This window comes from Achromobacter sp. 01N37 (assembly GCF_056399725.1).
The window spans coordinates 55,470-81,333 of sequence record NZ_JBFTRX010000001.1 but is presented as its reverse complement, the minus strand read 5'-3'; the positions used below and the strand labels follow the sequence as shown (position 1 = coordinate 81,333).

General features: G+C 66.0%; 24 protein-coding genes. 15 read left to right on the top strand and 9 right to left on the bottom strand.

The features are described from left to right. Positions 1 to 15: 15 nt before the first annotated feature. Positions 16 to 816, top strand: a complete 801-nt coding sequence (gene hpaI / locus AC1DSJ_RS00375) for a 4-hydroxy-2-oxoheptanedioate aldolase (protein ID WP_175169391.1) — start codon at positions 16 to 18, stop codon at positions 814 to 816. Between the two features lie 69 nt (positions 817 to 885). Here hpaI and AC1DSJ_RS00370 read toward each other — a convergent pair whose 3' ends face one another. Further along, a complete protein-coding gene (locus AC1DSJ_RS00370) occupies positions 886 to 1,605 on the bottom strand; it encodes an SDR family oxidoreductase (RefSeq protein ID WP_054424913.1) in 720 nt (239 codons plus the stop codon). A 164-nt stretch (positions 1,606 to 1,769) separates the two neighbouring features. After that, positions 1,770 to 2,897 (bottom strand): alanine racemase, encoded by a 1,128-nt coding sequence (alr, locus tag AC1DSJ_RS00365; protein ID WP_054424911.1) that lies wholly within the window; start codon positions 2,895 to 2,897, stop codon positions 1,770 to 1,772. Positions 2,898 to 3,040: 143 nt separating this feature from the next. Here alr and hpnC point away from each other — a divergent pair, with 143 nt between their 5' ends. Genes hpnC through hpnE form a run of 3 tightly spaced genes read left to right on the top strand, consistent with a single transcriptional unit; the run spans position 3,041 to position 6,070 of the window. Beyond that, the gene (gene hpnC / locus AC1DSJ_RS00360; RefSeq protein WP_054424909.1) at positions 3,041 to 3,871 is read left to right on the top strand and encodes a squalene synthase HpnC; all 831 of its coding nucleotides are present in this window, start codon (positions 3,041 to 3,043) and stop codon (positions 3,869 to 3,871) included. Positions 3,872 to 3,887: 16 nt separating this feature from the next. Further along, positions 3,888 to 4,751 carry a presqualene diphosphate synthase HpnD gene (gene hpnD, locus AC1DSJ_RS00355; RefSeq protein WP_054424908.1) on the top strand — a complete coding sequence of 288 codons (864 nt, stop codon included), beginning with the start codon at positions 3,888 to 3,890 and terminating at the stop codon, positions 4,749 to 4,751. Then, a complete protein-coding gene (gene hpnE, locus AC1DSJ_RS00350; RefSeq protein ID WP_054424906.1) occupies positions 4,748 to 6,070 on the top strand; it encodes a hydroxysqualene dehydroxylase HpnE in 1,323 nt (440 codons plus the stop codon). The genes hpnD and hpnE overlap by 4 nt, the downstream gene beginning before the upstream one ends. Before the next feature lie 48 nt (positions 6,071 to 6,118). Here hpnE and crcB read toward each other — a convergent pair whose 3' ends face one another. Continuing rightward, on the bottom strand, positions 6,119 to 6,511 hold the full coding sequence (crcB, locus tag AC1DSJ_RS00345; RefSeq protein WP_054424905.1) for a fluoride efflux transporter CrcB: 393 nt from the start codon (positions 6,509 to 6,511) through the stop codon (positions 6,119 to 6,121). 238 nt (positions 6,512 to 6,749) lie between these two features. On the opposite strand from crcB, the gene AC1DSJ_RS00340 reads away from it, so the two are divergent. The 5 genes from AC1DSJ_RS00340 (at position 6,750) to AC1DSJ_RS00320 (ending at position 11,275) form a co-directional block, all read left to right on the top strand. After that, a complete protein-coding gene (locus AC1DSJ_RS00340; RefSeq protein ID WP_441370762.1) occupies positions 6,750 to 7,376 on the top strand; it encodes a PepSY-associated TM helix domain-containing protein in 627 nt (208 codons plus the stop codon). Positions 7,377 to 7,404: 28 nt separating this feature from the next. Next, positions 7,405 to 7,920, top strand: a complete 516-nt coding sequence (locus AC1DSJ_RS00335; RefSeq protein ID WP_054424901.1) for a DUF2271 domain-containing protein — start codon at positions 7,405 to 7,407, stop codon at positions 7,918 to 7,920. 32 nt (positions 7,921 to 7,952) lie between these two features. Beyond that, a complete protein-coding gene (locus tag AC1DSJ_RS00330; protein ID WP_054424900.1) occupies positions 7,953 to 8,753 on the top strand; it encodes a DUF4198 domain-containing protein in 801 nt (266 codons plus the stop codon). 79 nt (positions 8,754 to 8,832) lie between these two features. After that, on the top strand, positions 8,833 to 9,795 hold the full coding sequence (locus tag AC1DSJ_RS00325; protein WP_441371065.1) for an FAD:protein FMN transferase: 963 nt from the start codon (positions 8,833 to 8,835) through the stop codon (positions 9,793 to 9,795). A gap of 4 nt (positions 9,796 to 9,799) precedes the next feature. Continuing rightward, on the top strand, positions 9,800 to 11,275 hold the full coding sequence (locus AC1DSJ_RS00320) for a sulfite reductase subunit alpha (protein WP_441370761.1): 1,476 nt from the start codon (positions 9,800 to 9,802) through the stop codon (positions 11,273 to 11,275). Between the two features lie 164 nt (positions 11,276 to 11,439). Here AC1DSJ_RS00320 and AC1DSJ_RS00315 read toward each other — a convergent pair whose 3' ends face one another. Together AC1DSJ_RS00315 and AC1DSJ_RS00310 are read right to left on the bottom strand one after the other, a co-directional pair. Continuing rightward, positions 11,440 to 12,399 (bottom strand): tripartite tricarboxylate transporter substrate binding protein BugE, encoded by a 960-nt coding sequence (locus AC1DSJ_RS00315; RefSeq protein WP_441370760.1) that lies wholly within the window; start codon positions 12,397 to 12,399, stop codon positions 11,440 to 11,442. Between the two features lie 105 nt (positions 12,400 to 12,504). Then, positions 12,505 to 13,953 carry an N-acyl-D-amino-acid deacylase family protein gene (locus AC1DSJ_RS00310; protein ID WP_441370759.1) on the bottom strand — a complete coding sequence of 483 codons (1,449 nt, stop codon included), beginning with the start codon at positions 13,951 to 13,953 and terminating at the stop codon, positions 12,505 to 12,507. Between the two features lie 89 nt (positions 13,954 to 14,042). Between AC1DSJ_RS00310 and AC1DSJ_RS00305 the strand changes: the two genes are divergently transcribed. Further along, positions 14,043 to 15,014 carry a LysR family transcriptional regulator gene (locus AC1DSJ_RS00305; RefSeq protein ID WP_441370758.1) on the top strand — a complete coding sequence of 324 codons (972 nt, stop codon included), beginning with the start codon at positions 14,043 to 14,045 and terminating at the stop codon, positions 15,012 to 15,014. A 128-nt stretch (positions 15,015 to 15,142) separates the two neighbouring features. On the opposite strand, the gene AC1DSJ_RS00300 is transcribed toward AC1DSJ_RS00305, so the two are convergent. The 3 genes from AC1DSJ_RS00300 to AC1DSJ_RS00290 are packed head-to-tail and all read right to left on the bottom strand — an operon-like array spanning position 15,143 to position 17,666. Further along, positions 15,143 to 15,598: an SRPBCC family protein gene (locus tag AC1DSJ_RS00300; RefSeq protein ID WP_441370757.1), complete on the bottom strand. Its 456-nt coding sequence runs from the start codon at positions 15,596 to 15,598 to the stop codon at positions 15,143 to 15,145. Between the two features lie 11 nt (positions 15,599 to 15,609). Continuing rightward, entirely contained in the window at positions 15,610 to 16,440 is an 831-nt protein-coding gene (locus AC1DSJ_RS00295) for a phosphoenolpyruvate hydrolase family protein (protein ID WP_175169397.1), read from the bottom strand. An 11-nt stretch (positions 16,441 to 16,451) separates the two neighbouring features. After that, positions 16,452 to 17,666, bottom strand: a complete 1,215-nt coding sequence (locus AC1DSJ_RS00290; RefSeq protein WP_441370756.1) for a Tm-1-like ATP-binding domain-containing protein — start codon at positions 17,664 to 17,666, stop codon at positions 16,452 to 16,454. Positions 17,667 to 17,828: 162 nt separating this feature from the next. Between AC1DSJ_RS00290 and AC1DSJ_RS00285 the strand changes: the two genes are divergently transcribed. Next, positions 17,829 to 18,476, top strand: coding sequence for a TetR/AcrR family transcriptional regulator (locus tag AC1DSJ_RS00285; protein WP_441371064.1), 648 nt, complete (start codon positions 17,829 to 17,831; stop codon positions 18,474 to 18,476). Between the two features lie 222 nt (positions 18,477 to 18,698). Then, on the top strand, positions 18,699 to 20,360 hold the full coding sequence (locus tag AC1DSJ_RS00280) for a CehA/McbA family metallohydrolase domain-containing protein (protein WP_441370755.1): 1,662 nt from the start codon (positions 18,699 to 18,701) through the stop codon (positions 20,358 to 20,360). A 90-nt stretch (positions 20,361 to 20,450) separates the two neighbouring features. Here AC1DSJ_RS00280 and clpB read toward each other — a convergent pair whose 3' ends face one another. Next, on the bottom strand, positions 20,451 to 23,057 hold the full coding sequence (gene clpB / locus AC1DSJ_RS00275) for an ATP-dependent chaperone ClpB (RefSeq protein WP_054424881.1): 2,607 nt from the start codon (positions 23,055 to 23,057) through the stop codon (positions 20,451 to 20,453). A gap of 184 nt (positions 23,058 to 23,241) precedes the next feature. Here clpB and AC1DSJ_RS00270 point away from each other — a divergent pair, with 184 nt between their 5' ends. The 3 genes from AC1DSJ_RS00270 (at position 23,242) to AC1DSJ_RS00260 (ending at position 25,769) form a co-directional block, all read left to right on the top strand. Continuing rightward, complete coding sequence (locus AC1DSJ_RS00270; RefSeq protein ID WP_441370754.1) at positions 23,242 to 23,679, top strand: gamma-glutamylcyclotransferase family protein; 438 nt, start codon at positions 23,242 to 23,244, stop codon at positions 23,677 to 23,679. A gap of 99 nt (positions 23,680 to 23,778) precedes the next feature. Further along, entirely contained in the window at positions 23,779 to 24,507 is a 729-nt protein-coding gene (locus AC1DSJ_RS00265; RefSeq protein WP_054424877.1) for a helix-turn-helix domain-containing protein, read from the top strand. A 14-nt stretch (positions 24,508 to 24,521) separates the two neighbouring features. Continuing rightward, positions 24,522 to 25,769, top strand: coding sequence for an alpha/beta fold hydrolase (locus AC1DSJ_RS00260; RefSeq protein ID WP_441370753.1), 1,248 nt, complete (start codon positions 24,522 to 24,524; stop codon positions 25,767 to 25,769). The last annotated feature ends 95 nt before the right edge of the window (positions 25,770 to 25,864 follow it).

Sequence of the window (25,864 nt, the reverse complement as noted above, 5' to 3'; positions counted from 1 at the left end):
CACGGCATGCCGTCCATGGACATCCTGACCAACACCTTCAAGCAAGCCTTGCGCGACCGCCAACCCCAGATCGGCCTGTGGGCCGGGCTGGCCAGCGCCTACACCTCCGAGATCGTCGCCGGCGCCGGCTTTGACTGGCTGCTGATTGACGGCGAACACGCTCCCAACACCTTGCAGACGACGCTGTCGCAACTGCAATCGGTGGCCGCTTACCCCGTAGCCGCCGTCGTGCGCCCCGCCTGGAACGACCCGGTACAGATCAAGCAGATTCTGGACACCGGCGCGCAGACCTTGCTGGTGCCGATGATTCAGTCCGCCGACGAAGCGCGCGCGGCGGTGGCCGCCGTGCGCTATCCGCCCGCTGGCATTCGTGGCGTGGGCAGCGCGCTGGCGCGTTCATCGCGTTGGAACCGCATCCCGAATTACCTGGAGCGCGCGAACGACCAGATGTGCGTGCTGGTGCAAATCGAAACGCCGGCCGGCCTCGCCGCGCTGGATGAGATCCTGGCCGTGGAAGGGGTGGACGGCGCCTTCATCGGCCCGGCCGACCTGTCGGCGGGCATGGGCTACCTGGGGCAGCCTGACCACCCCGAGGTCTTGAAGACCATCGACGACGCCATCACCCGCATCGTGCGCTCGGGCAAGGCCGCGGGCATCCTGCACGGCGGCGTGGCGCAAGCCAAGCACTATCTGGAATTGGGCGCCACCTTTGTGGCCGTGGGCGTGGACGCCATTCTGCTGGCGCGCGCCGCCGAAAACCTGGCGGCGCAATTCAAGGATGTGAAGCCGGTGGCAGCGGGCAAGGGTCCGTACTGACCGCGGTATTCACGAATAAAAAAAAGCGCACCCTGTGGTGCGCTTTTCTCTTGGGCCGACGGAACGCAATCAGGAACGACCGCCCAGGCTGCCCCCGCCATCCACGCCCAGCACCTGGCCGGTAATGAAGCCCGCGTCATCGGACAGCAGGAAGGCGATGGCGGCGGCCACTTCGGCCGGCGTGCCCAGGCGCTTCATGGGCACGGAAGCCAGCGCGCGCTTTTCGCCTTCGCTGCCAGCCGGGCGCGTGGCGCGGAACATTTCGGTTTCGATCGGGCCGGGAGCCACCGCATTGGCGGTGACGCCATACTCGGCCAGCTCCAGCGCCCAGGTGCGGGTGCAACCGACCAGCGCGTTCTTGGCGGCGGAATACGCGGTGCGATCCAGGCCGCCATAAATGGCGCGGCTGACGACGTTGACGATGCGGCCGGCGCGGCGCACTTTCATGGATTCAATGAAGGCCTGCGTGACTTGCACCGCCACGCGCACGTTCAAGTCCAGCACGTTGTACAGCGTGGCCAGATCAATTTCACCCAGCGGTTGCGGCGACGCGATGCCGACGTTGTTGACGACGGCGTCGACGGGGAATTTCTCGCGGATTTCGCGCAGCACTTCTTCGGTGCGGCCAGCGTCGGCCAGGTCACAGGCGTACAGATAACCGGGGAAATCGACATCCGTCGTGTTGCGCGCGATGCCCACCACATGACAACCCATGTCGGACAGCCGCTGCGTCAGCGCCCAGCCTATGCCCTTGGTGGCACCCGTAATGAGCACGCATTTGTCCTTCATGGATCGAAACCTCGTAGTCTGTTTGCTTGGTCAAAAACGGGCGCTTGGGCGCCCGGTGTTCCCAGTAGACACCATCCTGAGATGGCTGTCTTGTAAATTGCGTAGCAAATCTTGCCCGGCGGACACCCTGCCGCCCGGGACGGCAGGCGGCGAAATCAGCGCGTTCAGGCGTCGCGGGTGACGGGTACGCGGGGCGCCAGTGCGCACAGCAGCTCGTAGCCGATGGTGCCGGCGGCCATGGCCACTTCGTCCACCGACGGGCCGTCTTCGCCGAACAGCACGACGGGCGCGCCGACGCCCGCGGCGGGAATCGGGTCCAGGTCAACGATCAGCATGTCCATGGATACGCGGCCCAAGAGCTGGGTGCGGATGCCGGCCACGACAACCGGCGTGCCGGTGGTGGCGTGCCGCGGGTAGCCGTCGGCGTAGCCGCAGGCGACGATGCCCACGCGCATGGGGCGTTCGGCGCGGAAGATGGCGCCGTAGCCCACCGAATCGCCCGCCTTCAGCTCTTGCACCGCGATGATCTCGGAGCTGAGCGTCATGGCCGGCTTCAGGCCGAACGACGTGGCTTCAGCATCCGCGAACGGCGACGCGCCGTACAGGCAGATGCCCGGGCGCACCCAATGGGTTTGCGCCGGAGTGCTGACCGCGATGTCGGCAAAGCGCAAGGTGGCGGCCGAGTTGCAGACGCTGATTGCGCCCGGCATCTTATGCGTCACCGAATTAAACACGGCCAGTTGCTCGGTCACGCCCTGGGGGCCGTCCGCGCAGGCAAAGTGCGTCATCTTGCCCACCGAACCCAGCGTGCCCTGCTGTTGCAGCAGCATTGCGCGTTCATGGGCGGCGGGATAGGCGGCGGGGCTGAAGCCCAGGCGGTTCATGCCGCTGTTCAGCTTCAGCATGACGTCCACGCGGCGGGTGAAACGCGCGCGCGCCAGCATGTCCAGCTGTTCGCGGTTGTGTACGGTGGTGCTGAGATGGTAGCGGTCGACCAGATCCAGGTCGGACGGCTTGAAGAACCCTTCCAGCAGCAGAATGGGGCCGCCCCAACCGGCTTCGCGGCAGCGCACGGCTTCGTCCAGATCCAGCATCGCCAGGCCTTGCGCCTTGGAGAACCCCGTGACCGCTTGCTCAATGCCGTGTCCATACGCGTTGGCCTTGATGACCGCCCAGATGGAGGGCGGCAGGCCGGACGCGGCGGCGGCGGTTTGTTCAAGATGGTGGCGCACGGTGGCAAGATTGTGCGCAAGCGCGGAGACGGAAACAGTGGCTGATATGGGGCGCGGCATGGTGTGAGATCCTGTGGCGCTTAAGTCTAACTGATCGACGCCCTCGCCGGGACGCCCTGACGGGGATAGCGCCCCGCCCAAAAAAGCGACTACTCTAAAATGCGTCGAACACGGTCCACCGGACCCGATCTGCACTGCTATCCATGTCCATCGATCACTACGAAAACTTTCCCGTCGCCTCGCTGCTGCTGCCGCGCAGGCTTCGCGGCGCCGTGACCGATATCTACCGGTTCGCCCGCTCGGCGGACGATATCGCCGACGAAGGCAGCGCATCTGACGCCGAACGCCTGGCGCAGCTGGCCGCCTACCGCACCGAGCTGCACCGCATTGGCGCGGAGCCCGGCACGGTGCCCCCGCCCGGCCTGCCGCCGTTGTCGGACGTCTTCACGCCGCTGGCCAAGACCATCGCCCAGCACCAGTTGCCCATCACGCCGTTCTACGACCTGTTGTCCGCCTTTGAGCAGGACATCACCGTCAAACGCTACGAAGACTACGCGTCGCTTGCCGACTATTGCACGCGCTCGGCCAACCCGGTCGGCCGCCTGATGCTGCATCTGTTCAATGCCACCAGCCCGCAGGACATCGCCGAAAGCGACGCCATCTGCACGGGGCTGCAACAGGTGAACTTCTGGCAGGACGTGCGGGTGGACTGGCACAAGCATCGCGTCTACCTGCCGCAGGAAGACCTGCGCCGCCACGGCGTCACCGATGACGACCTGGCCGCCTGCCGCCTGACGCCCGCGTGGCGCGAGTTGATGGCCTTCCAGGTCGAACGCACGCGAGCGCTGCTACACTTCGGCGCTCCGCTGGCGCGCCGCCTGCCGGGCCGCATCGGCCTGGAGCTGCGCCTGGTGGTGCAAGGCGGGCTGCGCGTGCTGGAGCGTATCGAGGCAAGCAGCTACGATGTATTCATGAATCGCCCCGAATTGGGCGCCAAAGACTGGGCCATCATGCTGTGGCGCTCTATCAAGTAACAGGCCCTGCCTATCTATGACCCCTGACGAATACTGCCAGGAAAAGGCCGCGAAAAGCGGTTCCAGCTTCTACTACTCATTCCTGTTCCTGCCCCCCGAACGCCGCCGCGCGATCACGGCGCTGTACGCCTACTGCCGCGAAGTGGACGACGTGGTGGACGAATGCACCGACCCGTCGCTGGCGCGCATCAAGCTGGCGTGGTGGCGCACGCAGGTCGACCAGATGTTCGACGGCAAGCCCGATCACCCCGTGACGCGCGCGTTGCAGCCGCATCTGGAAAGCTGTTCGATCACCCGCGAGCGCCTGCTGGCTGTGGTTGATGGCATGGAAATGGATCTGGACCAGACCCGCTATCTGGACTGGCCTGGCCTGCGCAAATACTGCTGGCACGCCGCTGGCGTGGTGGGCGAGCTCTCGGCCGGCGTGTTCGGCTACAGCGATCCCAAGACGCTGGTCTACGCCGAAAAGCTGGGCTTGGCGTTCCAGATGACCAACATCATCCGTGACGTTGGCGACGATGCGCGCCGCGGCCGCATCTACATTCCGGTGAACGACATGCAGCAGTTCGAGGTCAAGGCCTCGGACATTCTGAACGGCGAATACTCGGACCGTTTCAGCGCGCTGATGAAGTTCCAGGCCGACCGCGCCCGTGAGCTGTACCGCGAGGCCATGAGCAATCTGCCCGAAGTTGACCGCCGGTCGCAACGCCCTGGGCTGATGATGGCCGCGATCTATTACGCGCTGCTTGACGAGATCGAGCGCGACAACTGGCAGGTGCTGCATCAGCGCATCTCGCTCACGCCGCTGCGCAAACTGTGGCTGGCCTGGAAAACCTGGGTGGGCGGCGGACGCGGACTGGTCCGCCGGTTGGCGCGGTGAAGGCGGCGGTAATCGGCGCGGGCTGGGCTGGCTTGGCGGCCAGCGTGGCCCTGCGTGAAGCCGGCGCCAAAGTCACCGTATTCGAAGCCGGCCACACGCCTGGCGGCCGCGCCCGCCGCGTCTTCCACGAAGCCTTTGAAGCCCCGCTGGACAACGGCCAGCATCTGTTGTCGGGCGCCTATCGGCAAACGCTGGCGCTGATGCGCCGCGTGGGCCGCAACCCCGACGCGCTGCTGATGCGCCGCCCGTTGCGGCTGGCCAGCCTGGACGGCCGCTTCCATCTGTCTGCCCCCCGCCTGCCCGCCCCGCTGCACATGGCGATTGCCATCCTGCGCGCGCGCGGCTTGTCGTGGTCCGACCGCTTTGCCTCGCTGCGGCTGATGCGCGGCTTGAAAGCCATGTCGTGGTCGCCGCCGCGCGACTGGACCGTGCTGCAATTGCTGCACTATCACGCGCAATCCGACGTGCTGATCCGGCAAATCTGGGAACCGCTGTGCCTGGCCGCGCTGAACACGCCCACGGCCACAGCCAGCGCCACGTTGTTTGCCCGCGTGCTGCGCGACAGCCTGGCCGGCGTGCGTGAAGACAGCGACCTGCTGCTGCCCTGCACCGACCTGTCCGCGCTGTGGCCCGACGCCGCCGCGCGCCAGGTCACGATGCGCTACGGCAGCACCGTGCGCCAGTTGCATCCGTCGGATGACGGCATCGTCGTCAACCAGGAACGCTTTGACGCCGCCGTGCTGGCCGTGCCGCCCACCTACGCCGCGCGCCTGCTGGACGCCCCCTTGCGCGAGGCCGGCGCGACCGGCTTGCTAGAAGCCCTGAAAGCGTTCGACTACCTGCCCATCGCCACCCTGAACCTGCGGCTGGCCGAACCGTGGCGGCTGCCCGAACCCATGATGATGCTGCGTGAAGAAGCCGCCCGCGGCCACGTCGGCCAATGGCTATTCGACCGCGCGCAATTGGCGGGTGACGCCAATTCGGGCGAACTGGCGGTGGTGGCCAGCGCCGCCACCAGCATCGCCGAACGCAATCGCCAGCAGGTGATCGAAGCGCTGATCGACCAGGTGGCGGAACAGGCAGCGCGCCATCCCGCGCGCCTGCCGGCCATGCCTGAGGTATCGGCAGCGGAATTGCTGATTGAAAAACGCGCCACCTTCGCCGCGGTGCCGGGCCTGACCCGTCCACTGAACACCACGCCGTGGCCGACGTTGGCCCTGGCCGGCGACTGGACCGACACCGGCTACCCCGGCGTGTTGGAAGGCGCGGTGCGCAGCGGCCTGCAAGCCGCCCGCGTGCTGAACCCACACGCCAGCTGAACGTATCGCTACCTGGACCCGTGCGGCGGACGCCCGTCCGCCGCCGGCTCAGCGCAGCAAGTGCGCGGTAGCCAGACCCGCCGCCGTCAGCGCCAACGACCCGATCAGGCTCAACCCCGCATAGCTCAGCGCGGTGCCATACGCGCCGCGTTCCAGCATGGCGACCGTTTCGGCCGAGAAGGTTGAGAACGTGGTCAAACCGCCCATGAACCCGGTGATGACGCCCAGCCGCACCCATGCGGGCCATTCCGGATGCCCGGCCACCAGCGCCAGCACCAGCCCCACCAGATACCCGCCCGCCAGATTGACCGCGAACGTGCCCCAAGGCCACGACTCCACGTTCAACCACAGGCTGACCAGCCAGCGCGCCCACGCGCCCAAGACGGCGCCCAGGCCCACGGCCAGAAAATTCAGGGGAATCAGGGTTTGGTAGACGGACATGGGCGTGTGGATATACCAGGGACTCGGCAAGAACGATGCAGGAACGACGCAGAAACTACGCCGGACCCAAGCAAAAAATAAGTGGCCTATCTTATCGCCGGGCGGCGTCTTACACCTGACGGCGTGCTTAGAAATGGATTGAAATCTTCTTCTTCGCTTTGCCGGCGCGTTAATGCGGTCTTTTATAAGAGTAATTCTCATTAAATGTTAGAATCCGCCGCTTCAAACCGAATCCCGCATGGACAGTCAACCTACTCCCCGGCGTCGCGCCTACTGGCTCAAAACGCTGCATCAATGGCACTGGATCAGCTCGGCCCTGTGCCTGCTGGGAATGCTGTTGTTCGCCATCACCGGCCTCACGCTGAACAACGCGTCGCACATTGAATCGAAGGCGGTGGTCGCCACCCGCCAGGCGCAGTTGCCCGAGCCCGTGTTGAAGCAGTTGACCGCCCCCGCCGGGCAAAAAAAGGCGCCGCTGCCCGCCCCCGTTGCCCAATGGCTGGACGACACGCTGGATGCCGCCACCGCCAACAAAACCGCTGAATGGTCCGCCGACGAGGTGTATTTGTCGTTGCCGCGCGCCGGTGGCGACGCCTGGCTGTCCATCGACCGGGCCAGTGGCGAAGTCGAATACGAACGCACCGACCGCGGTTGGGTGTCGTACCTGAATGATCTGCACAAGGGCCGCAACACCGGCCTGGCGTGGAGCTGGTTCCTTGATATTTTCGCCGTCGCCTGTCTGGTCTTTTCGCTGACCGGACTGGTGCTGCTCAAGATGCACGCCGGTAACCGCAGCGCGACCTGGCCCATGGTGGGGCTGGGCGTCGTGATCCCCGTGGTTCTGGCCCTGCTCTTCATCCACTGATTCCATCGATCCGCCCCTGGAGAATTCCATGCGCAAACTGTTGTTGTCGGCCGTATTGGCCGGCGCCATCGCCCGAACGGCCAACGCGGCCGACATCAGCGTATCCATCGAGGTGCCGCGCCTGGACGTGGCCGAGTACCACCGCCCGTATGTGGCGATCTGGATCGAGAACCCCGACCAAAGCGTCGCCACCGATCTGGCCGTTTGGTACGACGTGGCCAAGAAGAACAACGAAGGCACCGAATGGCTGAAAGACATGCGCCAATGGTGGCGCCGCAGCGGCCGCAACCAGCAGTTTCCGGTGGACGGCGTCAGCGGCGCGACCAAGCCCGTGGGCAAGCATGCCCTGAGCTTTGATGCGGCGTCCAAGCCCTTGGCCGCGCTCAAGCCCGGCCAGTACGCCGTGGTGGTTGAAGCCGCCCGCGAAGTCGGCGGCCGCGAGCTGCTGCGCATCCCCTTCCAGTGGCCGCCGCAAAAGGCCGAGCAACTGACGGTGCGCGGCGAACACGAATTGGGCGCGATCGCGCTCGACCTCAAACCCTGATGCCCCCCTACACGCCTTCAAGGAGCGCAACCATGAAATCCGCCGCCAAACTGGCCGCCGCCCTGGCGCTGTGCCTGCCCTTCGCCGCCCACGCGCATGACGTGTGGATGGTGCCGTCGTCCACCGTGCTGTCGGGCACCGACAGCTGGATCACCGTCGATGCCGCTGTTGGCAACGACAAGTTCTACTTCAACCACGCGCCGCTGCGCCTGGACGGCTTGGCCGTCGTCGCGCCCGATGGCAGCGCCGCCGAAGCCGAAAACCTGAACCGCGGCAAGCTGCGCAGCACGTTTGATTTGCAGTTAAAGCAAAGCGGCACCTACCGCGTGGCGGTCGTCAACGACGGCGTGTTCGCACGCTGGAAAGAAGACGGCAAGAACAAGCGCTACTTCGGCAAGGTGGAAGGCATGGCGCAAGCCGTGCCGGCCAACGCGCAAGAGCTGGAAGTGTCGCAAAGCCTGGGCCGCGTCGAAACGTTCGTGACGGCGGGCAAGCCCACGCCCGTCAAGCCGGTGGGCCGTGGCCTGGAGCTTGCGCCGGTCACGCATCCCAACGACCTGTTCACGGGCGAAGAAGCCACGTTCCAGATGTTGATTGACGGCAAGCCCGCCGCTGAACTGGAAGTGAACGTCGTGCCGGGCGGCAGCCGCTATCGCGACAAGGTCGGCGAAATCAAGCTGAAGACCGACAAGGACGGCAAGTTCGCAGTGAAGTGGGCGCAGCCGGGCCTGTACTGGATTGAAGCCGGTCTGGAAGACGCGAAGGTCACCGTGCCGCAAGCGAAGAAGCGCCGCCTGTCGTACGCCGGCACCGTCGAAGTGCTGCAACCCTAAGCGGACACGCGTGTCCACGCCCCCTTCCTACGCGCCACGCGGCGCGGCGGGTCCCGTCGTCCGCGTGGCTTACGGCGCCATGCCCGCGCCGCTGCCCGAGCTTGCCGCGCTGGCGGGCGCGACCATGGGCACGACTTGGTCCGCGCGCATGGAGTTGCCCGCCGGCTGCGGCAGCGACGCCGCGCGGCGCGCCATCCAGGCCGCGCTGGACGAGGTGGTGGCGCAGATGAGCACGTGGGAAGCGGACTCGGACATCACGCGTTTCAATCAAGCAGCGCCCGGCTGGCAGGCCTTGCCCGACGGCTTCTTCCATGTGCTGCGCCACGCGCTGGCGCTGGCGGAAGACAGCGGCGGCGCTTACGACCCCACCGTGGGGCCGCTTGTGAACGCCTGGGGCTTTGGTCCGCACCAACGCGCATTCGAACCGCCCTCTTCTGCTGCGATCGACGCCGCCCGCACCCGTTGCGGCTGGCAGCGCGTGACGCTGGACGCCGCCGCTCAAGCCGCGTGGCAACCGGGCGGCGCGTATATCGACCTGTCTTCCATCGCCAAGGGCTACGGCGTGGACCGCGCCGCGATGGCGCTGGATGCGTTGGGTATCTCGCAATACCTGGTGGAAGTGGGCGGCGAACTGCGTGCGCGCGGCCTGCGGCCCGATGGGCAGCCCTGGCGCGTGGCGATAGAAGTGCCCGACGCCAGCGATGACCACGCGCTGGCCTTGCCGCTGGAAAACCGCAGCATCGCCACATCGGGCGACTACCGCCGCCACACGGGCAGCGGCGACGCGCGCTACGCCCACACCATTGATCCGCGCACCGGCCAGCCCGTGCGCAACAACGTCGCGTCCGTCTCCGTGCTGCACCCGGTGTGCATGCAGGCCGACGCCTTGGCCACGGTGCTGACAGTGCTGGGCGAAACGGACGGCCTGGCCTACGCCCGCCGTCACGATCTGGCCGCGTTGTTCATCCTGCGCGATGCAGATGCCGACGCTTACCGCGTCATCGCCACCCCGGCCTTTCAGGCGCTGGCGCTGCCCCGCTGAACTTATGAGCCTGACCCGATTGATTGCAGCGGCGTGCGTGGTGGGCGTGTGGTTGCTGCTCTGCCTGTGGGCGTGGCGGCGCGCCCGTCAGCACGACGCCCAACAGGCGCAGGCGCTAGCCGCCTTGAATGCCCCGGCACCCGACGACACCATGCTTGTCGCTTACGCCACGCAAACGGGCTATGCCGAATCGCTCGCCGCGCAGACCGCAGAGTCGCTGCGCGCAGGCGGATTAAGCGTGCGCGTGGCGGCCCTGGACCAATTGGATGTGGCGCGGCTGTCTGGCTACCGGCGCATGCTGTTCGTGGCCAGCACGTACGGCGAAGGCGACCCGCCCGATGCCGCCGCTGCGTTCGCGGGCCAGATGCAGCCCCGAGCTTCTTCCCCGCCTGCAGCCGCAGTCACAGCCGCAGCGAGGAATGCAACCACTACAGCAACCACTGCCGCAGCCACTGCCGCAACCACCGCGACAGACGCAACCGCCCCCGCCCTCTCAGGCGCACAATACGCCGTGCTGGCATTGGGCGACAGCGAATACGCGCAGTTCTGCGGCTTCGGCCATCGGCTCAACGACTGGCTGCATGAGCAAGGCGCCACCCCCTTGTTCGACTTGGTCGAAGTGGACAATGGCGACCCTGCCGCGCTGCGCCACTGGCAGCATCACCTGGGCTTGCTGGCCGGCCGCAGCGACCTGCCCGACTGGCAAGCGCCCGTCTATGAAACCTGGCGGCTCACCGGGCGCAAGCTGCTGAACCCGGACAGCCAAGGCGGCCCGTGCTATCTGCTGACGTTGACGCCGCCCGCCGGGCAAACGCCGCACTGGCTCGCGGGCGATATCGCTGAAATCGGCCCCCGGCAGGAACGTGGTGGCGCGCTGCTGGCGCACCGCGAATACTCCATTGCGTCGGTGCCTGAAGATGGCTCGATTCAACTGCTGGTGCGCCAGATGCGCAGCGCCGATGGCGGGCTGGGCGTAGGCAGCGGCTGGCTGACTCACATTGCGCGAGTGGGCGACGAGATCGACCTGCGCGTGCGCACCAACCGTAATTTCCATGCGCCGATTGATGACCGGCCGTTGATTCTGATCGGCAACGGCACAGGGCTGGCGGGCCTGCGCGCGCTGATCAAGGCGCGGCGCGCGCGGGGCCATCACCGCAACTGGCTGGTGTTTGGCGAACGCAACGCGGCGCACGACGCGTTCTGCGGAGACGAGATCACGGCCTGGCGTATCGACGGTACGCTGGCGCGCGTGGACACCGTCTATTCCCGTGACCAGCCCCAGCGCCGCTACGTGCAGCACCTGCTGCGCGAGCAAGCCGGCACGCTGCGGGACTGGGTAGAAGACGGCGCCGCCATCTATGTGTGCGGCAGCCTGCAAGGCATGGCGGGCGGCGTGGACGCCGCGCTGCAAGACATCCTGGGCGACGACCGCCTGCAAGCCTTGCAGCACGACGGCCGGTACCGGCGCGACGTGTACTAGCAACGCCGTCTGAAGCTGGCAGCACCGGCGCGGCGTGTACTAGCAACGCCGTCTGAAGCCGCCAGTACCGACGCGGCGTGTACTAGCAAATGCCGTCTGAAGCCGTCAGTACCGACGCGGGGTTTACAGCCGTTTCGTCCGGCGCGGATGCCGCCCCCGCTTCCTTATTGCAGCTTGATCTGCGCGCGGTCGATCACCGTCTTCCAGCGGTCGCGTTCCGTGCGGATCTGATCGCCAAATTCCGTCGGCGTATTGCCCAGCGGAAACGCGCCCGTCTCTTCCATCTTGGCCGCCGTGGCCGGGTCGCGCACGGCTTGCGCGAATGCCTTCGCCAGCTTGTCGCGCACGTCGTCCGGCATGCCGGCCGGGCCGACGACGCCGTACCAAGCGGTGACGTCGTAATCTTTGTAGCCCTGCTCCGCAAACGTCGGCACGTCCGGCAGGCGCGGGTTGCGCTCGGTGCCGGTGATGGCCAAGGCGCGCAGATGCTGGCTCTTCAGGTACGGCAACGACGACGGGAAGTTGTCGAAGATCACCGGCACCACGCCGCCCACCGTATCGGTCAGCGCGGGCGCCGAGCCCCGGTACGAAATGCTGTTCATCTTGCCGCCGATGAGTTGCAGAAACCAGATCATGCCCAGATCGTTCACGCCGCCTGCGCCCGCGTTGGCGTAGCCGTCCTTGTTGGGATTGGCGCGCACATGCGTGACGAAGTCGGCCAGCGTCTGCGCGGGGTATTTCGGATTCACGCTCAGGATGTTGGGGCTGGTGACCAGGTTGCTGATCGGGGTGAAGTCCTTGACCGGGTCATACGCCAGGTTGGGAAACAGGTGCGGCGCGGTGCCGTGCGTGCTGACCGTGGCCAGGCCCACGGTGTAGCCGTCAGGCTTGGCGCGCGCGGTGGCGGCCATGCCGATGGTGCCAGACGCGCCGGTGCGGTTCTCCACCACGATCTGCTGGCCCAGGATCTCGCCCGCCTTCGCCGCCGCCAAACGGCCGACGATATCAGTGGGGCCGCCCGCCGGGAACGGCACGATCAGCGTGATGGGGTGGTCGGGAAAAGCGGCGTGGGCGGCGGGCAGCACGGCCGCGAGCAACACAGCGGCACAGGTTTTGCGCATCATGATGGGGTTGTCTCCTACGGGATAGGGGGGGTTGTTATTGGGGTTGTTATTGGGTTGTTATTGATTGTTTATTGGCGTGATGACGGTGCGCACGTTGGCGCGCGATCACCCTGCCGCGGCCTCGCGCCGCAAAATCTTGCCCGGCCGCGCCATGCCTTCCACGGCGGGAAACACCGGCTGCCCATTCACCAGCACGTGTTCAACGCCCACCGAGGGCAGCGTGGGCGATTCCCACGTGGCGCAATCCAGCACGGTGTCCGCGTCGAACACCACCACGTCCGCCCACGCGCCCGGGGTCAGTTGGCCGCGGCCCGCCAGCCCGAACACACGCGCGGGCAAGGCCGTCATCTTGGCGACGGCGGCTTCAAGCGTCAGCAGTTCGGCCTCGCGCACGTAGCGGCCCAGCACGCGCGTGAAGCTGCCCCACAAACGGGGATGCGGATGCGCGTCGTTGGGCAGGCCGTCTGAACCCACCATGCAGCAGTCATGCTGGAAGATGCGCTGAACTTCGGCGTCGTCCATCGCAAAGTAGATGGCGCCCGCGGGGCAAAGCCGTTCTGCCGCTTCCTGTTTGCCGCACCCCCAGCGCGCCGCGATGTCGGCAAGCGATTCCCCGCTGCATTCGGGATGCGGCACCGACCACGTAATGCGGATGTCATCAATGCTGTCGGCGCGTTCCGGGATCAGGATGGTGGAGCTGCCCGGGTACGGGTAGATGTCCAGCGCCACGTCCACGCCTTCGGCGCGCGCGCGGTCGATGTTGGCCAGCGTGGCGCAGCTCTTGCCCCAGTTGCGCGGCATCATGCATTTGTGGTGCGACAGCACGGTCGCGCAGCCGGTGTTGCGGCCTACGGACAGCACTTCGTCTACCGCCGCTTCGACGTCATCGCCCTCGTTGCGGATGTGGCTCGTGTGCAGCGCGCCTTCTGCGGCGGCCACGCGTGCCAAGCCGTCCAGTTCCGCTTGCTCGGCCGCACCACCAGGCTGATACGCGAGACCCGTGCTGAAGCCCACCGCGCCTGCCGCCAACGCATCGGCCAGCATGCGCTCCATGGCGCGTTGCTCGTCAGGCGTGGGTGCGGCCGCCGGGTCGCGCATGGCGGCCAGACGCAGATTGGCGTGGCCGACCAGCGCCGCAACGTTGATCATCGGTTGCTGCGTGCGCAGCGTGTCGAAATAGGCGTGCATGTCGGCGAACAAGGGCGTCTCGCCCAGCAGCGCAAGCGCCGCTGCGGTGTTGCCGGGCAAGGGCGCGGGCGCGCCGCTGACGCCACAGTTGCCCACCACCACCGACGTAATCCCCTGGCTGGTCTTCCATTCCAGACCGGGTTTTTCCACGAACATCAGGTCATCGTGGCCATGCGAATCAATGAAGCCCGGCGCCACGATCTTGCCGCGCGCGTCCAGCCGGCGCGTGGCGGCGGCATGGGACAAGTCACCGATGGCCGCAATGCGCTCGCCCGCTACCGCCACATCGGCGCGCTGGCGTGCTCCGCCCAAGCCGTCAATAACCCAGCCGCCTTCAATGATCAGATCGAATTTTTCCTGTTGCATGATCGCCCTGCCTGGATGAAGCCCCTAGTATCGTCGGCGTGATCAATCTGGAAAAATTGTTTTTATTGATCCATCTATCGTGGTTTGAAATGAATCGTCTGCCCAAGCACGTCACCCTGAAGCACTTGACTGCGTTTGTCGCGGTGGCCCAGGAATCCAGTTTCACGCATGCGGCCAAGCGCCTGTTCCAAACGCAGTCGTCGGTGACGAGCCTGGTGCGCCAACTGGAAGACGCGCTCGCCACCCAGCTCTTTGCGCGCACCAGCCGGCGCGTGTTGCTGACGGCGGCGGGCGAAGAATTTTTGCCCCGCGTGATGCGGTTGCTGGCGGATTTTGATGGCGTGATCGAAGACGTGGTGCGCTTTGGGGCGTTGGAGCGCGGGCGCGTGGGCCTGGCGGCGGCGCCATCGGCCATTACGGAAATCATCGCTCCGGCGGCGGCGGCGTTTGCGGCGCAGTACCCGGCCGTGCGCCTGTACTTAAGCGACGACAACTCCGGCCGCATCCAGCGCAAAGTGGCCGCGCGCGAGGTGGACTTCGGGCTGACCAGCCGCTGGGCCGACGCCCCCGGCCTGCGCTTTGATCCCTTGCTGGAAGACCGCTTCGGTGTGCTGTACCGCGCCGATGACGCGAGCCTGCGCCCGGGCCGCGACGGCACCATGCGCTGGTCGGATCTGGCGCAACGCAAGCTGGTGGGCGTGGTGGACGAAACCGGCATCATGGCGCTGCTGCGCGCCCGCGCCGACTTGCCGATCGAGGCTGGCGCACCCTTCTACGAAGCGTCCAGCACAACGTCGCAAGCGGCGCTGGTGAAGGCGGGCCTGGGCGTGGCGCTACTGCCCGCGCTGGCCGCGGAACGCGTACTGGAACCCGGCCTGGCGTACGCCTTGCTGGCGCGGCCCACCGTCGTGCGCACGGTGTGCATCATCCGGCACAAGGAATATCCGCTAAGCCCCGCCGCGCAAGCGCTGATCCGCGCCATTCATGACTATCTGCGGGGCGCCGTGCTGCCCGCCGGCTGCAAGCGCGTGCCGGCGAACAGAAAAACGTTGGCGGTGTAGCTGCGAACAGAAAGACGTTAGCGGCGTAGCGGCGAACAGAAAGACGTTGGCGGCATAGCGGCGAACAGGAAGGCTCGGGCAGCGTAGCGGCGATCGCCAGGCGGAACGGGCCGCAGCTCAATTCGCGATCAACCCTGCACTGACCCAGCGCGCACCTTCTCATCCAGCGCCGCCAGCCCCGCCGCGAAAACGCCCTGGCCCACGGCCTTGGCCACGTCGGCCAGCTCGGCGCCTTCCACGCGGAAGTCCGCCCACCATTCCACCAGCGTATGGCCGCTTTCGGTGACGGGGCGCAGCGACACGCCGGCGATGTAGTCGCGCATCGGCAAGCTGGTCTCGATGATGGAATAGCGCAGCGCCGTGCCGGGGTCGTCCAGCATCAGCAACTGCTCGCGCACAAAGCCCGAGGGCTTGAGCGCCAGATATCGCACACTGCCCACCGCGTCGTGGCGGCCGTCGGCTTCCAGCCGGCTTTGCGCGATGCCCGGATGCCACCCGGCCAGGCCGTTGAAGTCACGGAACAAGGGCCAAACCTTGTCCAGCGGCGCGTGGATGATGGCACTGACGTGTACGGTGTGCGGCATGGGAACGCCTCTTAGAAGGTCAGGTTTTTGAACTCGCGCGTGGCAGCGGTCAGCGCTTGTTCGGTGGGCAGGCGCTCCATGGAGCTGGCGCCATAGAAACCGTGGCAATGCTTGCAGGCGCGCAGCACGTGCGCGGCGTCGTCAGGCGTGGCGATGGGGCCGCCATGGCACAGCACGATGATGTCCGGGCGCACGGCCAGCGCGGCTTCGGCGATGCGGTCGATGGCGGCGACGCAGCCGTCCAGCGTCTGCGACGTTTCGGCGCCGATGGAACCGCCGGTGGTCAGGCCCATGTGCGCGACGATGATGTCGGCGCCCGCTTTCGCCATGGCCACCGCATCGTCCTCGTTGAACACGTAGGGCGTGGTCAGCATGCCCTTCTTGTGCGCCAGACGGATCATGTCGACTTCCAGCGCATAGCCCATGCCGGTCTCTTCCAGATTGGCGCGGAAGGTGCCGTCAATCAAGCCAACGGTGGGAAAGTTCTGCACGCCGGAAAACCCCTGGCGCTTCAGGTCGTCCAGGAACACATCGAAATCGCAGAACGGGTCGGTGCCGTTCACGCCGGCCAGCACCGGCGTCTGCTTCACCACCGGCAGCACTTCGCGGCCCATGTCGACCACGATCTCGTTGGCGTTGCCGTAGGCCAGCAAGCCGGCCAGCGAGCCCCGGCCGGCCATGCGGTAGCGGCCCGAGTTATAGATCACGATCAGGTCGATGCCGCCCGCTTCTTCGCACTTGGCTGACAGCCCCGTGCCTGCGCCGCCGCCCACGATGGGCGTGCGCGCGCGCACCATGGCGCGAAACTTGTCCAGCAGCTCGTTACGGTCAAAACGCGGCATGACGGCAATCCTTAGTGTGTAGCAATGTCAAGAAAGTGATCGACCGCCGTCTTGGCGAACAGCGGGTCGTTGATGTGGCACGGCACGCGCACCAGGCGGCGGTTGGGCGTCTGCACCAGATGCGCTTCCAGCGCGGCGAACAAGGCGGCATCGGCCTCGGGGTTCCAGAACGCCTGGCCCGGCGCGTCCAGCGCCGAAACGCCCCCTTCGGGAACCAAAAAGCGCACCGGCCCGTTGCATTGATTCAGCTTCGCGGCGATCCATTCGCCCTGCCGCGTGTTTTCCTCGACCGTGGTGCGCATCAGCGTCACCTGCGGATTGTGCGGATAAAACTGGCGGCCTTGATAGCGTTCGGGAATGGTCTCCATGCCGCCAAAATTCACCATGTCCAGCGCGCCGCAAGATCCAACATAAGGCGCGCCCGTGCGCGCCACCGCGCCGAAGCGGTCTTCGGTGCAGGCCAAGACGCCGCCGAACAGGAAGTCGCACACTTCCGTTGTGGTCAGGTCCAGCACGCCGCCCAGCAGATGGCTGTCCAGCAGCTTTTCCATCGACTGCCCGCCCGTGCCCGTGGCGTGAAACACCAGGCAGTCGTAGCGCGTTTCCAGCAAAGGCGTTACCTGCTGCACGCAGGCGGTCGTCACACCGAACATGGTGATGCCAACGGCAGGCCGGCTGTCGTCTTCGGCCGCAATGCTATCCGCCATCCGGAACGCGCCTGCGACGGCGCCTGCGGCATTGGCCAGCACGCGGCGTGAAATGCGGTTAAGACCGGCCACGTCGGTCACGGAATACATCATGGCGATATCAGAGGGCCCGACATACGGCGCGACATTGCCCGAGGCCATCGTCGACACCATCAGTTTGGGCGTGCCGATGGGCATGGCTCGCATCGCGGGGGTGATCAGCGCGGTGCCGCCCGAGCCGCCCAGGCCCAGCATGGCGCCAATGCCGTCATGGCCGGCCGCATAGCGTTCAAAGGCCAGCGCCATGGCGGCGATTGCGGTGCCACGGTCGCCGGTGAAGACGGCGTCAACGCCATCGGGATGGCTGCGCGCCACCTCTTGCGCCTGCACCTGCGCCGCGCTGGCGGCGCCCGAGGTGGACACGTCTACCGACACCACATCCAGCCCGTCGCGCTTGAGCAGATTCACGACGTACTCGGCTTCGTGGCCCTTGGTGTCGTAGGTGGCGGCAACAAAGACCCGCCGATTCGAATGCGTCATGGCTCCTCCGCGGGCGGCTACACTCGGTGCGCGCCTCGATATGTGAGGCCGCTAGGCCTGTAGAATCAAGAAATGAGACGAAAGAATCATACTGAGACACCTGTCTCACGTCAAACCTTAGCCCCTGCCAAACCCGCCGCCGGATCGGGCGCGGCTGCCCGCCTGATCGCACCCGCCAGCCGGCAGGCCGCGGCCAGCGGCGAACCGCCGCACGGGCCACGCGCCCGCATGCGCAAGACGCTGCTGGACGCCGCGCAGCAGTTGATGGCTCAAGGCATTACGCCATCAGTCGCGGAACTGGCCGAACACGCCCAGGTATCGCGCGCCACCGCGTACCGCTACTTTCCCAGCCAAAGCGCGCTGATCGCCGCCGTGGTGGACGAGAGCCTGGGCCCCATCCTGGCGTGGGACTCCACCGCGCCGGATGCCGCGACGCGGGTCGATGAGCTGCTGCGCTTTGCTTACCCCCGGCTGGCATCGCACGAAGCGCCGCTGCGCGCCGCCATCATGGTGTCTTTGCAGCAGCACGCCGAAGCCTCTGCGGGCAAGTCCACCGCCGAACCGCGATTGGTGCGCGGCCACCGTGTCGACATCCTGAAGCGCGCCATCGCGCCGTTGGCGGCAGAGCTGTCGGCGGCCGAGCAGGCGCGCGTGGCGCAAGCGTTGTCGCTGGTGTACGGCACGGAGGTGTTTCTGGTGTTGAAGGACATCTGGAATCTGGACCTGCCCGCGGTGACGGACGTGGTGCGCTGGACGGCCAACGCCATCATCAACCAGGCGCTGGCAGACGCGAACGCAGCGAAGCCGTAGCCGCGCAATCCCCCGTACTGCCCGTACCCGGCCGCGGCCCTCGCCCTCGCGCCTCGCCCTCGCGCCTCGCCCTCGCGCCTCGCCCTCGCGCCTCGCCCTCGCCCTGGCGCCTCGCGCCTCACGCCTCACGCGCGGCTGTCATGGCCGCGTCACCCGCCGCCTGCATAGTTCCGCGTTTTGCGGCCATGCCTTTCGCATGCCGCCAAACGTTGGAGTGTGTCCATGCAGTTCGAAGTATCCCGCTTGCGGCGGGCCATCATGCCCTTGTCGCTGGCTTGCGTCACCCTGTTGAGCGCGTGCGGCGGCAGTGATGACGATGACGAAACCGTGACAGCGCCTACCCCGCCGGCCGTCACCGAACCCGCGCCGCCCGTTGAGCCGAAGCCGCCGGTTGAAACCGGCGCCTGGAGCGCGGGCGACCTGCATGTGCACACGTATCAATCGGACGACGCGCAAGTCAGCCTGGAAAGCGCGCTGGACCAGGCCTTTGACCGCTACAAGCTGGACTGGGCCGCCATTTCGAACCACTTGCGCCTGTCTGGCCGTGACCATACCGGCACCGCGCTGGCAGGCGGCTCCATTCCGTTTTCCAGCGGCATGGCGCAGTACGAAGTGCCTTTCATCAAAAGCGCGCAGGCCGCAGGCCGCTATGTCGGCAAGATCATCTTTTCGTCGTTCGAATGGGACATGCCCACGCATGACCACGTGAACATCGGCATTGGCACAAACGACCCGATGTCGGCCAAGTCGCTGCAAGCGGTGGCCGAATTCGAATACCTGTTCACCAACCGCGACCCCGTGCTGTTCGACCCGCTGCTGGTGTCGCGCTTGTCGGGCGAAACCCGCGCGTTCACCACGCATGCCGATTCGCTGGCCGCGCTGAAGTGGCTGCGCGACAAGCACCCCGACAGCTACATGCTGCTGAATCACCCGTCGCGCTATGCCGGCAAGTACACGGTCGCGCAACTGCGCGAGATGAACGACCTGGCGCCGTCCGTCTTCTTCGCCATTGAAGGCATGGTGGGCAACCAGATGGAGCCGGACCGCGGCGGCTACGCCACGGCCTACACCAACGCCTTCCTGCCCAACCGCACGTATGGCGGCGTGGACTATCTGGTCGCGCACTTGGGCGGCACGTGGGACGCGCTGTTGGGCGAAGGCCGGCGCATTTGGACGGTGGCTGATTCCGACTTCCACTTCCGCACCGCATCGGGCCTGTACAGCTCTGGCTACGCGCCCGGCGAATACGCCAAGACGCACGTCTGGAAAGACGGCAACGACATGGCGGCCGTGGTCGCGGGCTTGAAGAGCGGCCGCGTGTTCGGTGTGTTCGGCGACTTGATCGACGCGCTGGACTTCCAGGCCAAGGGCGCGGCGGGCGCTGTGCACATGGGCGGCGAACTGCAAGCCGCCAAGGGCGAGAAAGTGGAAGTCACCATCCGCTTTCGCAGCCCCGACAGCAACCACTACGAATACCCGATCGAAAGCGGCAACCCGACCTACGTGAAACCCACCGTCAACCACGTGGACCTGATTGTGGGCGACGTGGGCACGCGCGCCGCCGCCGGCACCGCGGGTTACGACGCCGACACCAACCCCACGACCCGCGTGCTGGCTCGCTTCACGCGCGCCGACTGGACGGTGGACGCCGAAGGCTACAACGTCATCAAGACGACGGTGACGGCGGACAAGAGCCAGTACCTGCGCTTGCGCGGCACGAACCTGGGCGTGGACGTGGCGGGCGAAACGGCAGCGGGCGAACCGTTGCCCGACGCCAAGGTGGACCTGGCAGATAACGCCGCCCGCTTCAACGCCATCAACGCGCGCAACTACAACGACCTGTGGTTCTACTCGAACCCGGTGTTCGTGACGGTCGCGCAGTAACGCTGGTGGAAGCAGACTGGATGTGAATCCCGTCGCAGGCAAAAAAAAGCCCAGCGCACACATTGCGCTGGGCTTTTTCGTTTGCAGCACTTACTGCAAGGTGCGGGTGAAGATGAATTCCCCGTCTTGCCAATCGACCGGCACCACATCGCGCGGCCCGAACTTGCCTTCCAGGATCAGGCGCGCCACCGGGTTCTCGATCTGTTGCTGGATCGCGCGCTTCAAGGGGCGCGCGCCAAACACCGGATCGAAACCGGAGCGGGCCAGTTCCGCCAAGGCGGCCTCGGTCACTTCCAGGCGCATCTCCTGCTTTTCCAACCGCGCGCCAAGGCGGCGCAACTGGATGCGGGCGATGGACTCGATGTGCTGCGCTTCCAGTCCGTGGAACACGACCACTTCGTCGATACGGTTCAGGAATTCGGGCCGCAGCGTCTGCTTCAACTCGCCCCACACCACTTCCTTCACCACGTCATACGGTTGGCCGGCCAGGCTCTGGATGTGATGCGAACCCAGGTTCGACGTCATCACGATCACCGTGTTGCGGAAGTCCACCGTGCGGCCCTGGCCATCGGTCAGACGGCCGTCGTCCAGCACTTGCAGCAGCACGTTGAACACGTCCGGATGGGCCTTTTCGACCTCGTCCAGCAGCACCACGCTATACGGCTTGCGGCGCACGGCTTCGGTCAGGTAGCCGCCCTCTTCGTAGCCCACGTATCCCGGCGGCGCGCCAATCAGCCGCGCCACCGAGTGCTTCTCCATGAACTCGCTCATGTCGATGCGGATCAGGTGCTCTTCGGAGTCGAACATGAACTCGGCCAGCGCCCGCGTAAGTTCGGTCTTGCCCACGCCGGTGGGGCCCAGGAACAGGAACGAACCGTAAGGCCGCGCCGGGTCGGCAAGACCCGCACGCGAACGCCGGATGGCGTCGGACACCAGCCGCACGGCCTCGTCCTGGCCCACCACGCGCTTGTGCAGGAACTCTTCCATGTGCAGCAGTTTTTCGCGTTCGCCCTGCATCATCTTCGACACGGGAATGCCGGTGGCGCGCGACACGACTTCGGCAATTTCTTCGGCGCCGACTTTGGTGCGCAGCAGACGCGGACGGCTTTCGTCGCCCTCGGCGTTTTCAGCGGCCTGCGCAGCGCCCACTTCGGCGGCCTTCAGGCGCGATTCCAAGTCCGGCAGCTTGCCGTATTGCAGTTCAGCCAGCTTGTCGAATTGACCCTTGCGCTGCAACTCCGCCATTTCGGCGCGCACGCTGTCGATCTCTTCCTTGATGGCCTGCGTGCCTTGCACGGCGGCCTTTTCGGCCTTCCAGATTTCTTCGAAGTCGTTGTATTCGCGTTGCAGCTTTTCCAGTTCGTCTTCAATGACGCCCAGGCGGCGCTTGGACGCGTCGTCGGTTTCCTTCTTGACGGCTTCGCGCTCGATCTTCAACTGGATGATGCGACGGTCAAGCTTGTCCATCACCTCGGGCTTGGAATCGATTTCCATGCGGATGCGCGCACCGGCTTCGTCGATCAGGTCGATGGCCTTATCGGGCAGGAAGCGGTCGGTGATGTAGCGGTGCGAGAGCTCGGCCGCGGCCACGATTGCCGGGTCGGTGATTTCAACCCCGTGGTGGATTTCATAGCGTTCCTGCAAACCGCGCAGGATCGCGATGGTGGATTCCACATCGGGTTCGTCGACCAGCACCTTCTGGAAGCGCCGCTCCAGCGCCGCATCCTTTTCGATGTACTTGCGGTATTCATCCAGCGTGGTGGCGCCAATGCAATGCAGCTCGCCGCGCGCCAGCGCCGGCTTGAGCATGTTGCCGGCGTCCATCGCGCCTTCGGCCTTGCCCGCGCCCACCATGGTGTGCAGCTCGTCGATGAAGACGATGTTGCTGCCGTCGTCCTGGCCCAGCTCTTTCAGCACGGCCTTCAGGCGCTCTTCGAATTCACCGCGGAACTTGGCGCCGGCCAACAGCGCAGCCAGGTCCAGCGACAGCACGCGCTTGCCGCGCAGGCTCTCGGGCACTTCGTCGTTGACGATGCGCTGCGCCAGGCCTTCGACGATGGCGGTCTTGCCCACGCCGGGTTCACCGATCAGGACCGGGTTGTTCTTCGTGCGGCGTTGCAGGATCTGGATGGTGCGGCGAATTTCGTCGTCGCGGCCGATCACCGGGTCGAGCTTGCCTTGGCGGGCGCGCTCGGTCAGGTCCATCGTGTACTTGGACAGGGCTTCGCGGTTGGATTCGCCTTCGGCGCCCGAGACGTTTTCGCCGCCGCGCACGGCGTCGATCGCGGACTCCAGGGCCTTCTTTTGCAGGCCGGCATCACGCAGGATGCGGCCGGCTTCGCCCTTGTCGTCGGCCAGCGCCAGCAGGAACAATTCGCTGGCGATATAGGTGTCGCCCCGGCGCGCGGCTTCCTTGTCGGTGCGCGTGAGCACCGCGTTCAGGTCACGGCCGACCTGGACGTTGTCGTCGCCTTGCACCTGGGGCAGCGACTTCAAGGCGCTTTCCAAGGCGGGTTGCAGGCGGTTCACCGCCACACCGGCGCGCGCCAGCAGGCTGCTTGCTCCGCTGTCCGCATCGGACAACAGCGCCGACAGCACGTGTACGGGCTCGATGTAGGGGTGGTCGTTGCGGGCGGCCAGACTTTGGGCGTCGGCCAGGGCTTGCTGGAACTTGGTAGTCAGTTTGTCGAATCGCATAATGGTCGTTTGGCTTGTTGGGGAGCCTGACCGATACGTGCCGGCTGGCTCGATATCCTGAATATGCGGTCGGATGAGAGAATTTCAACACCTGCCGCACACGGGTTTGCTTCGACATGCATTCAGACGTGCATTCAGACGCAGATCCAGACATCCATCCGGACATGGATCAATAAACCGACCTATGAGCATATACGTTTTTGTCTACGGCACCCTACGCGCCGGCGAAATCAATGACCTGGCCAAAGCCGCCGCCCAGCGCGGGCTGCCCGCCGCCGAATGGGTCGGCGCGGCCTCCGTGCCGGGCGTGCTGGTCGACTTCGGCGACTGGCCCGGGCTGATCCCGGTGGCCAATGGGCGGCGGGTGCGCGGCGACGTCTACCGGGTCGATCCCGGCCTGATCGCCTTGATGGACGAGATCGAAGAATATGTGCCCGGCCAGCCCTGCTGTTTTGTGCGCCGCGACGTCACCGCGCGCCTGGATACGCCCGCCGACGGCGTCCATGACATCGCCTGCCAGTACTACCCGATCGACCCGGCGCTGCGGGCCGCAGCCATCGATATCGCGGGCGACGACTGGATCGCGCACCGCCGCAGCCGAACCGGTGGAGACGCCCCGTAAGACGGGCGTAGTAACAACCGACTACAATGGAATTTGTCTTCACGCTTTTACACCCGTCCCTGCCCTTTGCGGCGCGACGGGCACTCTAGAGGTCATCGTATGCAAAAACGGGTTCCCGTTGCCCCTGATGCCGCCCACTGTTCCACCTGCATGTTGGGCCACGTGTGTGTTCCCGTGGGCATGGCTGCCGCCGAAGTGGAAAAGCTGGACGAGCTGGTGAAAGAGCGTGTGCGCCTGGAAAAGGGCAAAACGCTGTATTCGCTGGATCAACCGCTGGACGCCGTTTATGGCGTGCGTTTCGGCAGCATCAAGACTCAGCTCGAAGACGCCACCGGCCAGATTCAAATCACCGGTTTTCACCTGCCCGGCGAAATCGTCGGCATGGACGGCATGCTGGACAGCAAGCACGTGTCCGCCGCCGTGGCGCTGGAAGACTCCGAAGTCTGCGTCATCCGCTTGACCGAAGTTGATCGCGTCGCGACGCACCTGCCGTCGCTGCAACAGCAATTCCGCCGTCTGATGAGCCGCGAAATCACGCGTTCGCATCAGATGCTGGCGTCGCTGGGCTCGATGCGCTCTGAACAGCGCCTGGCCGCTTTCCTCTTGAACCTGTCGCAACGTTATGCCTCGCTGGGCTACTCGTCGACCGAGTTCGTGCTGCGCATGAGCCGCGAAGAAATCGGCAACTTCCTGGGCCTGACCTTGGAAACCGTCAGCCGATTGTTCTCGCGTTTCGCACGTGAGGGCCTGATCAAGATCAACCAGCGCGAAGTCCGCATCCTGGACCTGCCCGCGCTCAAGCAGCTGCTGGGTCACGAGGGCTGCTGATTACCCGCCGCGCCATGCGCCGCGCACCTGCCTCTTCCGTCTCCCACCGCTCCCACGCTACACACGCCGCAGCGCGCCGAGCGTCCGGGCGCCGGCTGGGTGCGGCGCTGGCCTTGATTGCCGTGCTCGCCCCTTGGGCCGCGCATGCGCAGACGCCGCTGCCTGACCCCTACGATTACGACGAGGCCGTGCCCGCGCCCAAGCGCGCCGCGCCCTTGCGCTGGCAAACCGTAGAGCTGGGCAAACCCGGCCACAAGTACAAAATTCCGGTCTACGCCAATCGCAATCTGACGAAAGACGACCTGCGCGACATCAAGCAGGTCATCGTCATCATCCACGGCGTCAAACGCGATGCCGACCGCTATTACGAAACCGCCGCCGAGCTGCTGACGCACAACCCCGACCGGGCGCGCGACACGCTGATTCTGGCGCCGCGCTTCTCCGGCTCCATTGATTCAGGGTTTGGCGGCATGGCCGCGTGGCGCAAGTCCAGCTGGGAAGACGGCGATGAAAGCGTGCAGGCCAGCGGCCGGCCCGCGCCCGTCTCGTCGTTCCAGGTGCTGGACGACCTGCTGCGCAGCCTGAACGACCGCAAGCGCCTGCCCACGCTGGCCAGCATCGTGCTGGCCGGGCACTCGGCCGGCGGCCAATTGGTGCAGCGCTACGCCGTGCTGAACAACGTCGACGGCCCGCTGCGGCGCGATGGCCTGGCCCTGCGCTACGTCATCGCCAACCCCTCGTCCTACCTGTACCTGACCAACGAACGGCCGCGCGCCGATGGCAAGGGCTACGCGCCCTACGAACGCGGTATCTGCCCCACCTACAACCAGTACAAATACGGCACGGACAAGCTGCCCGCGTATGTGTCGGCGTATGTGTCGGGGTCTGCGTCTCCCAATGCGCGCGACACCGACGACACCCGGCTCTTTGTCCGGTACGCCGCGCGCGACGTCATCTATCTGCTGGGCGGCGCCGACAACAACCCCGAACACCGGCTGCTGGACAAGACCTGCGGCGCCGAAGCGCAAGGCGCCACGCGGCTGGCTCGCGGCACGGGCTACCTGCAATACGAATACGTGCTGGCCGCCCGTGGCCCCAAGCCCGTCACGCTGCATCGCAGCAGCTTCGAAGTGGGCGGCGTGGGGCACGACAACGCGCGCATGTTCGGCTCGGTCTGCGGCGCACAAGCGCTGTTGGGCAGCGGCGCGCAAACAGGCGACCGCGCCGCCGCGTGCGACATCATCAAGCCGCGCGGCCGCTAAGCCTGACATTTTCCTGAATAACAACTATTTACCGGTGCTGCATTTCGCGCCGGGCAGGCGCAAGCTACGTCAACGAGTTCCTCCCGAGAGCCGCT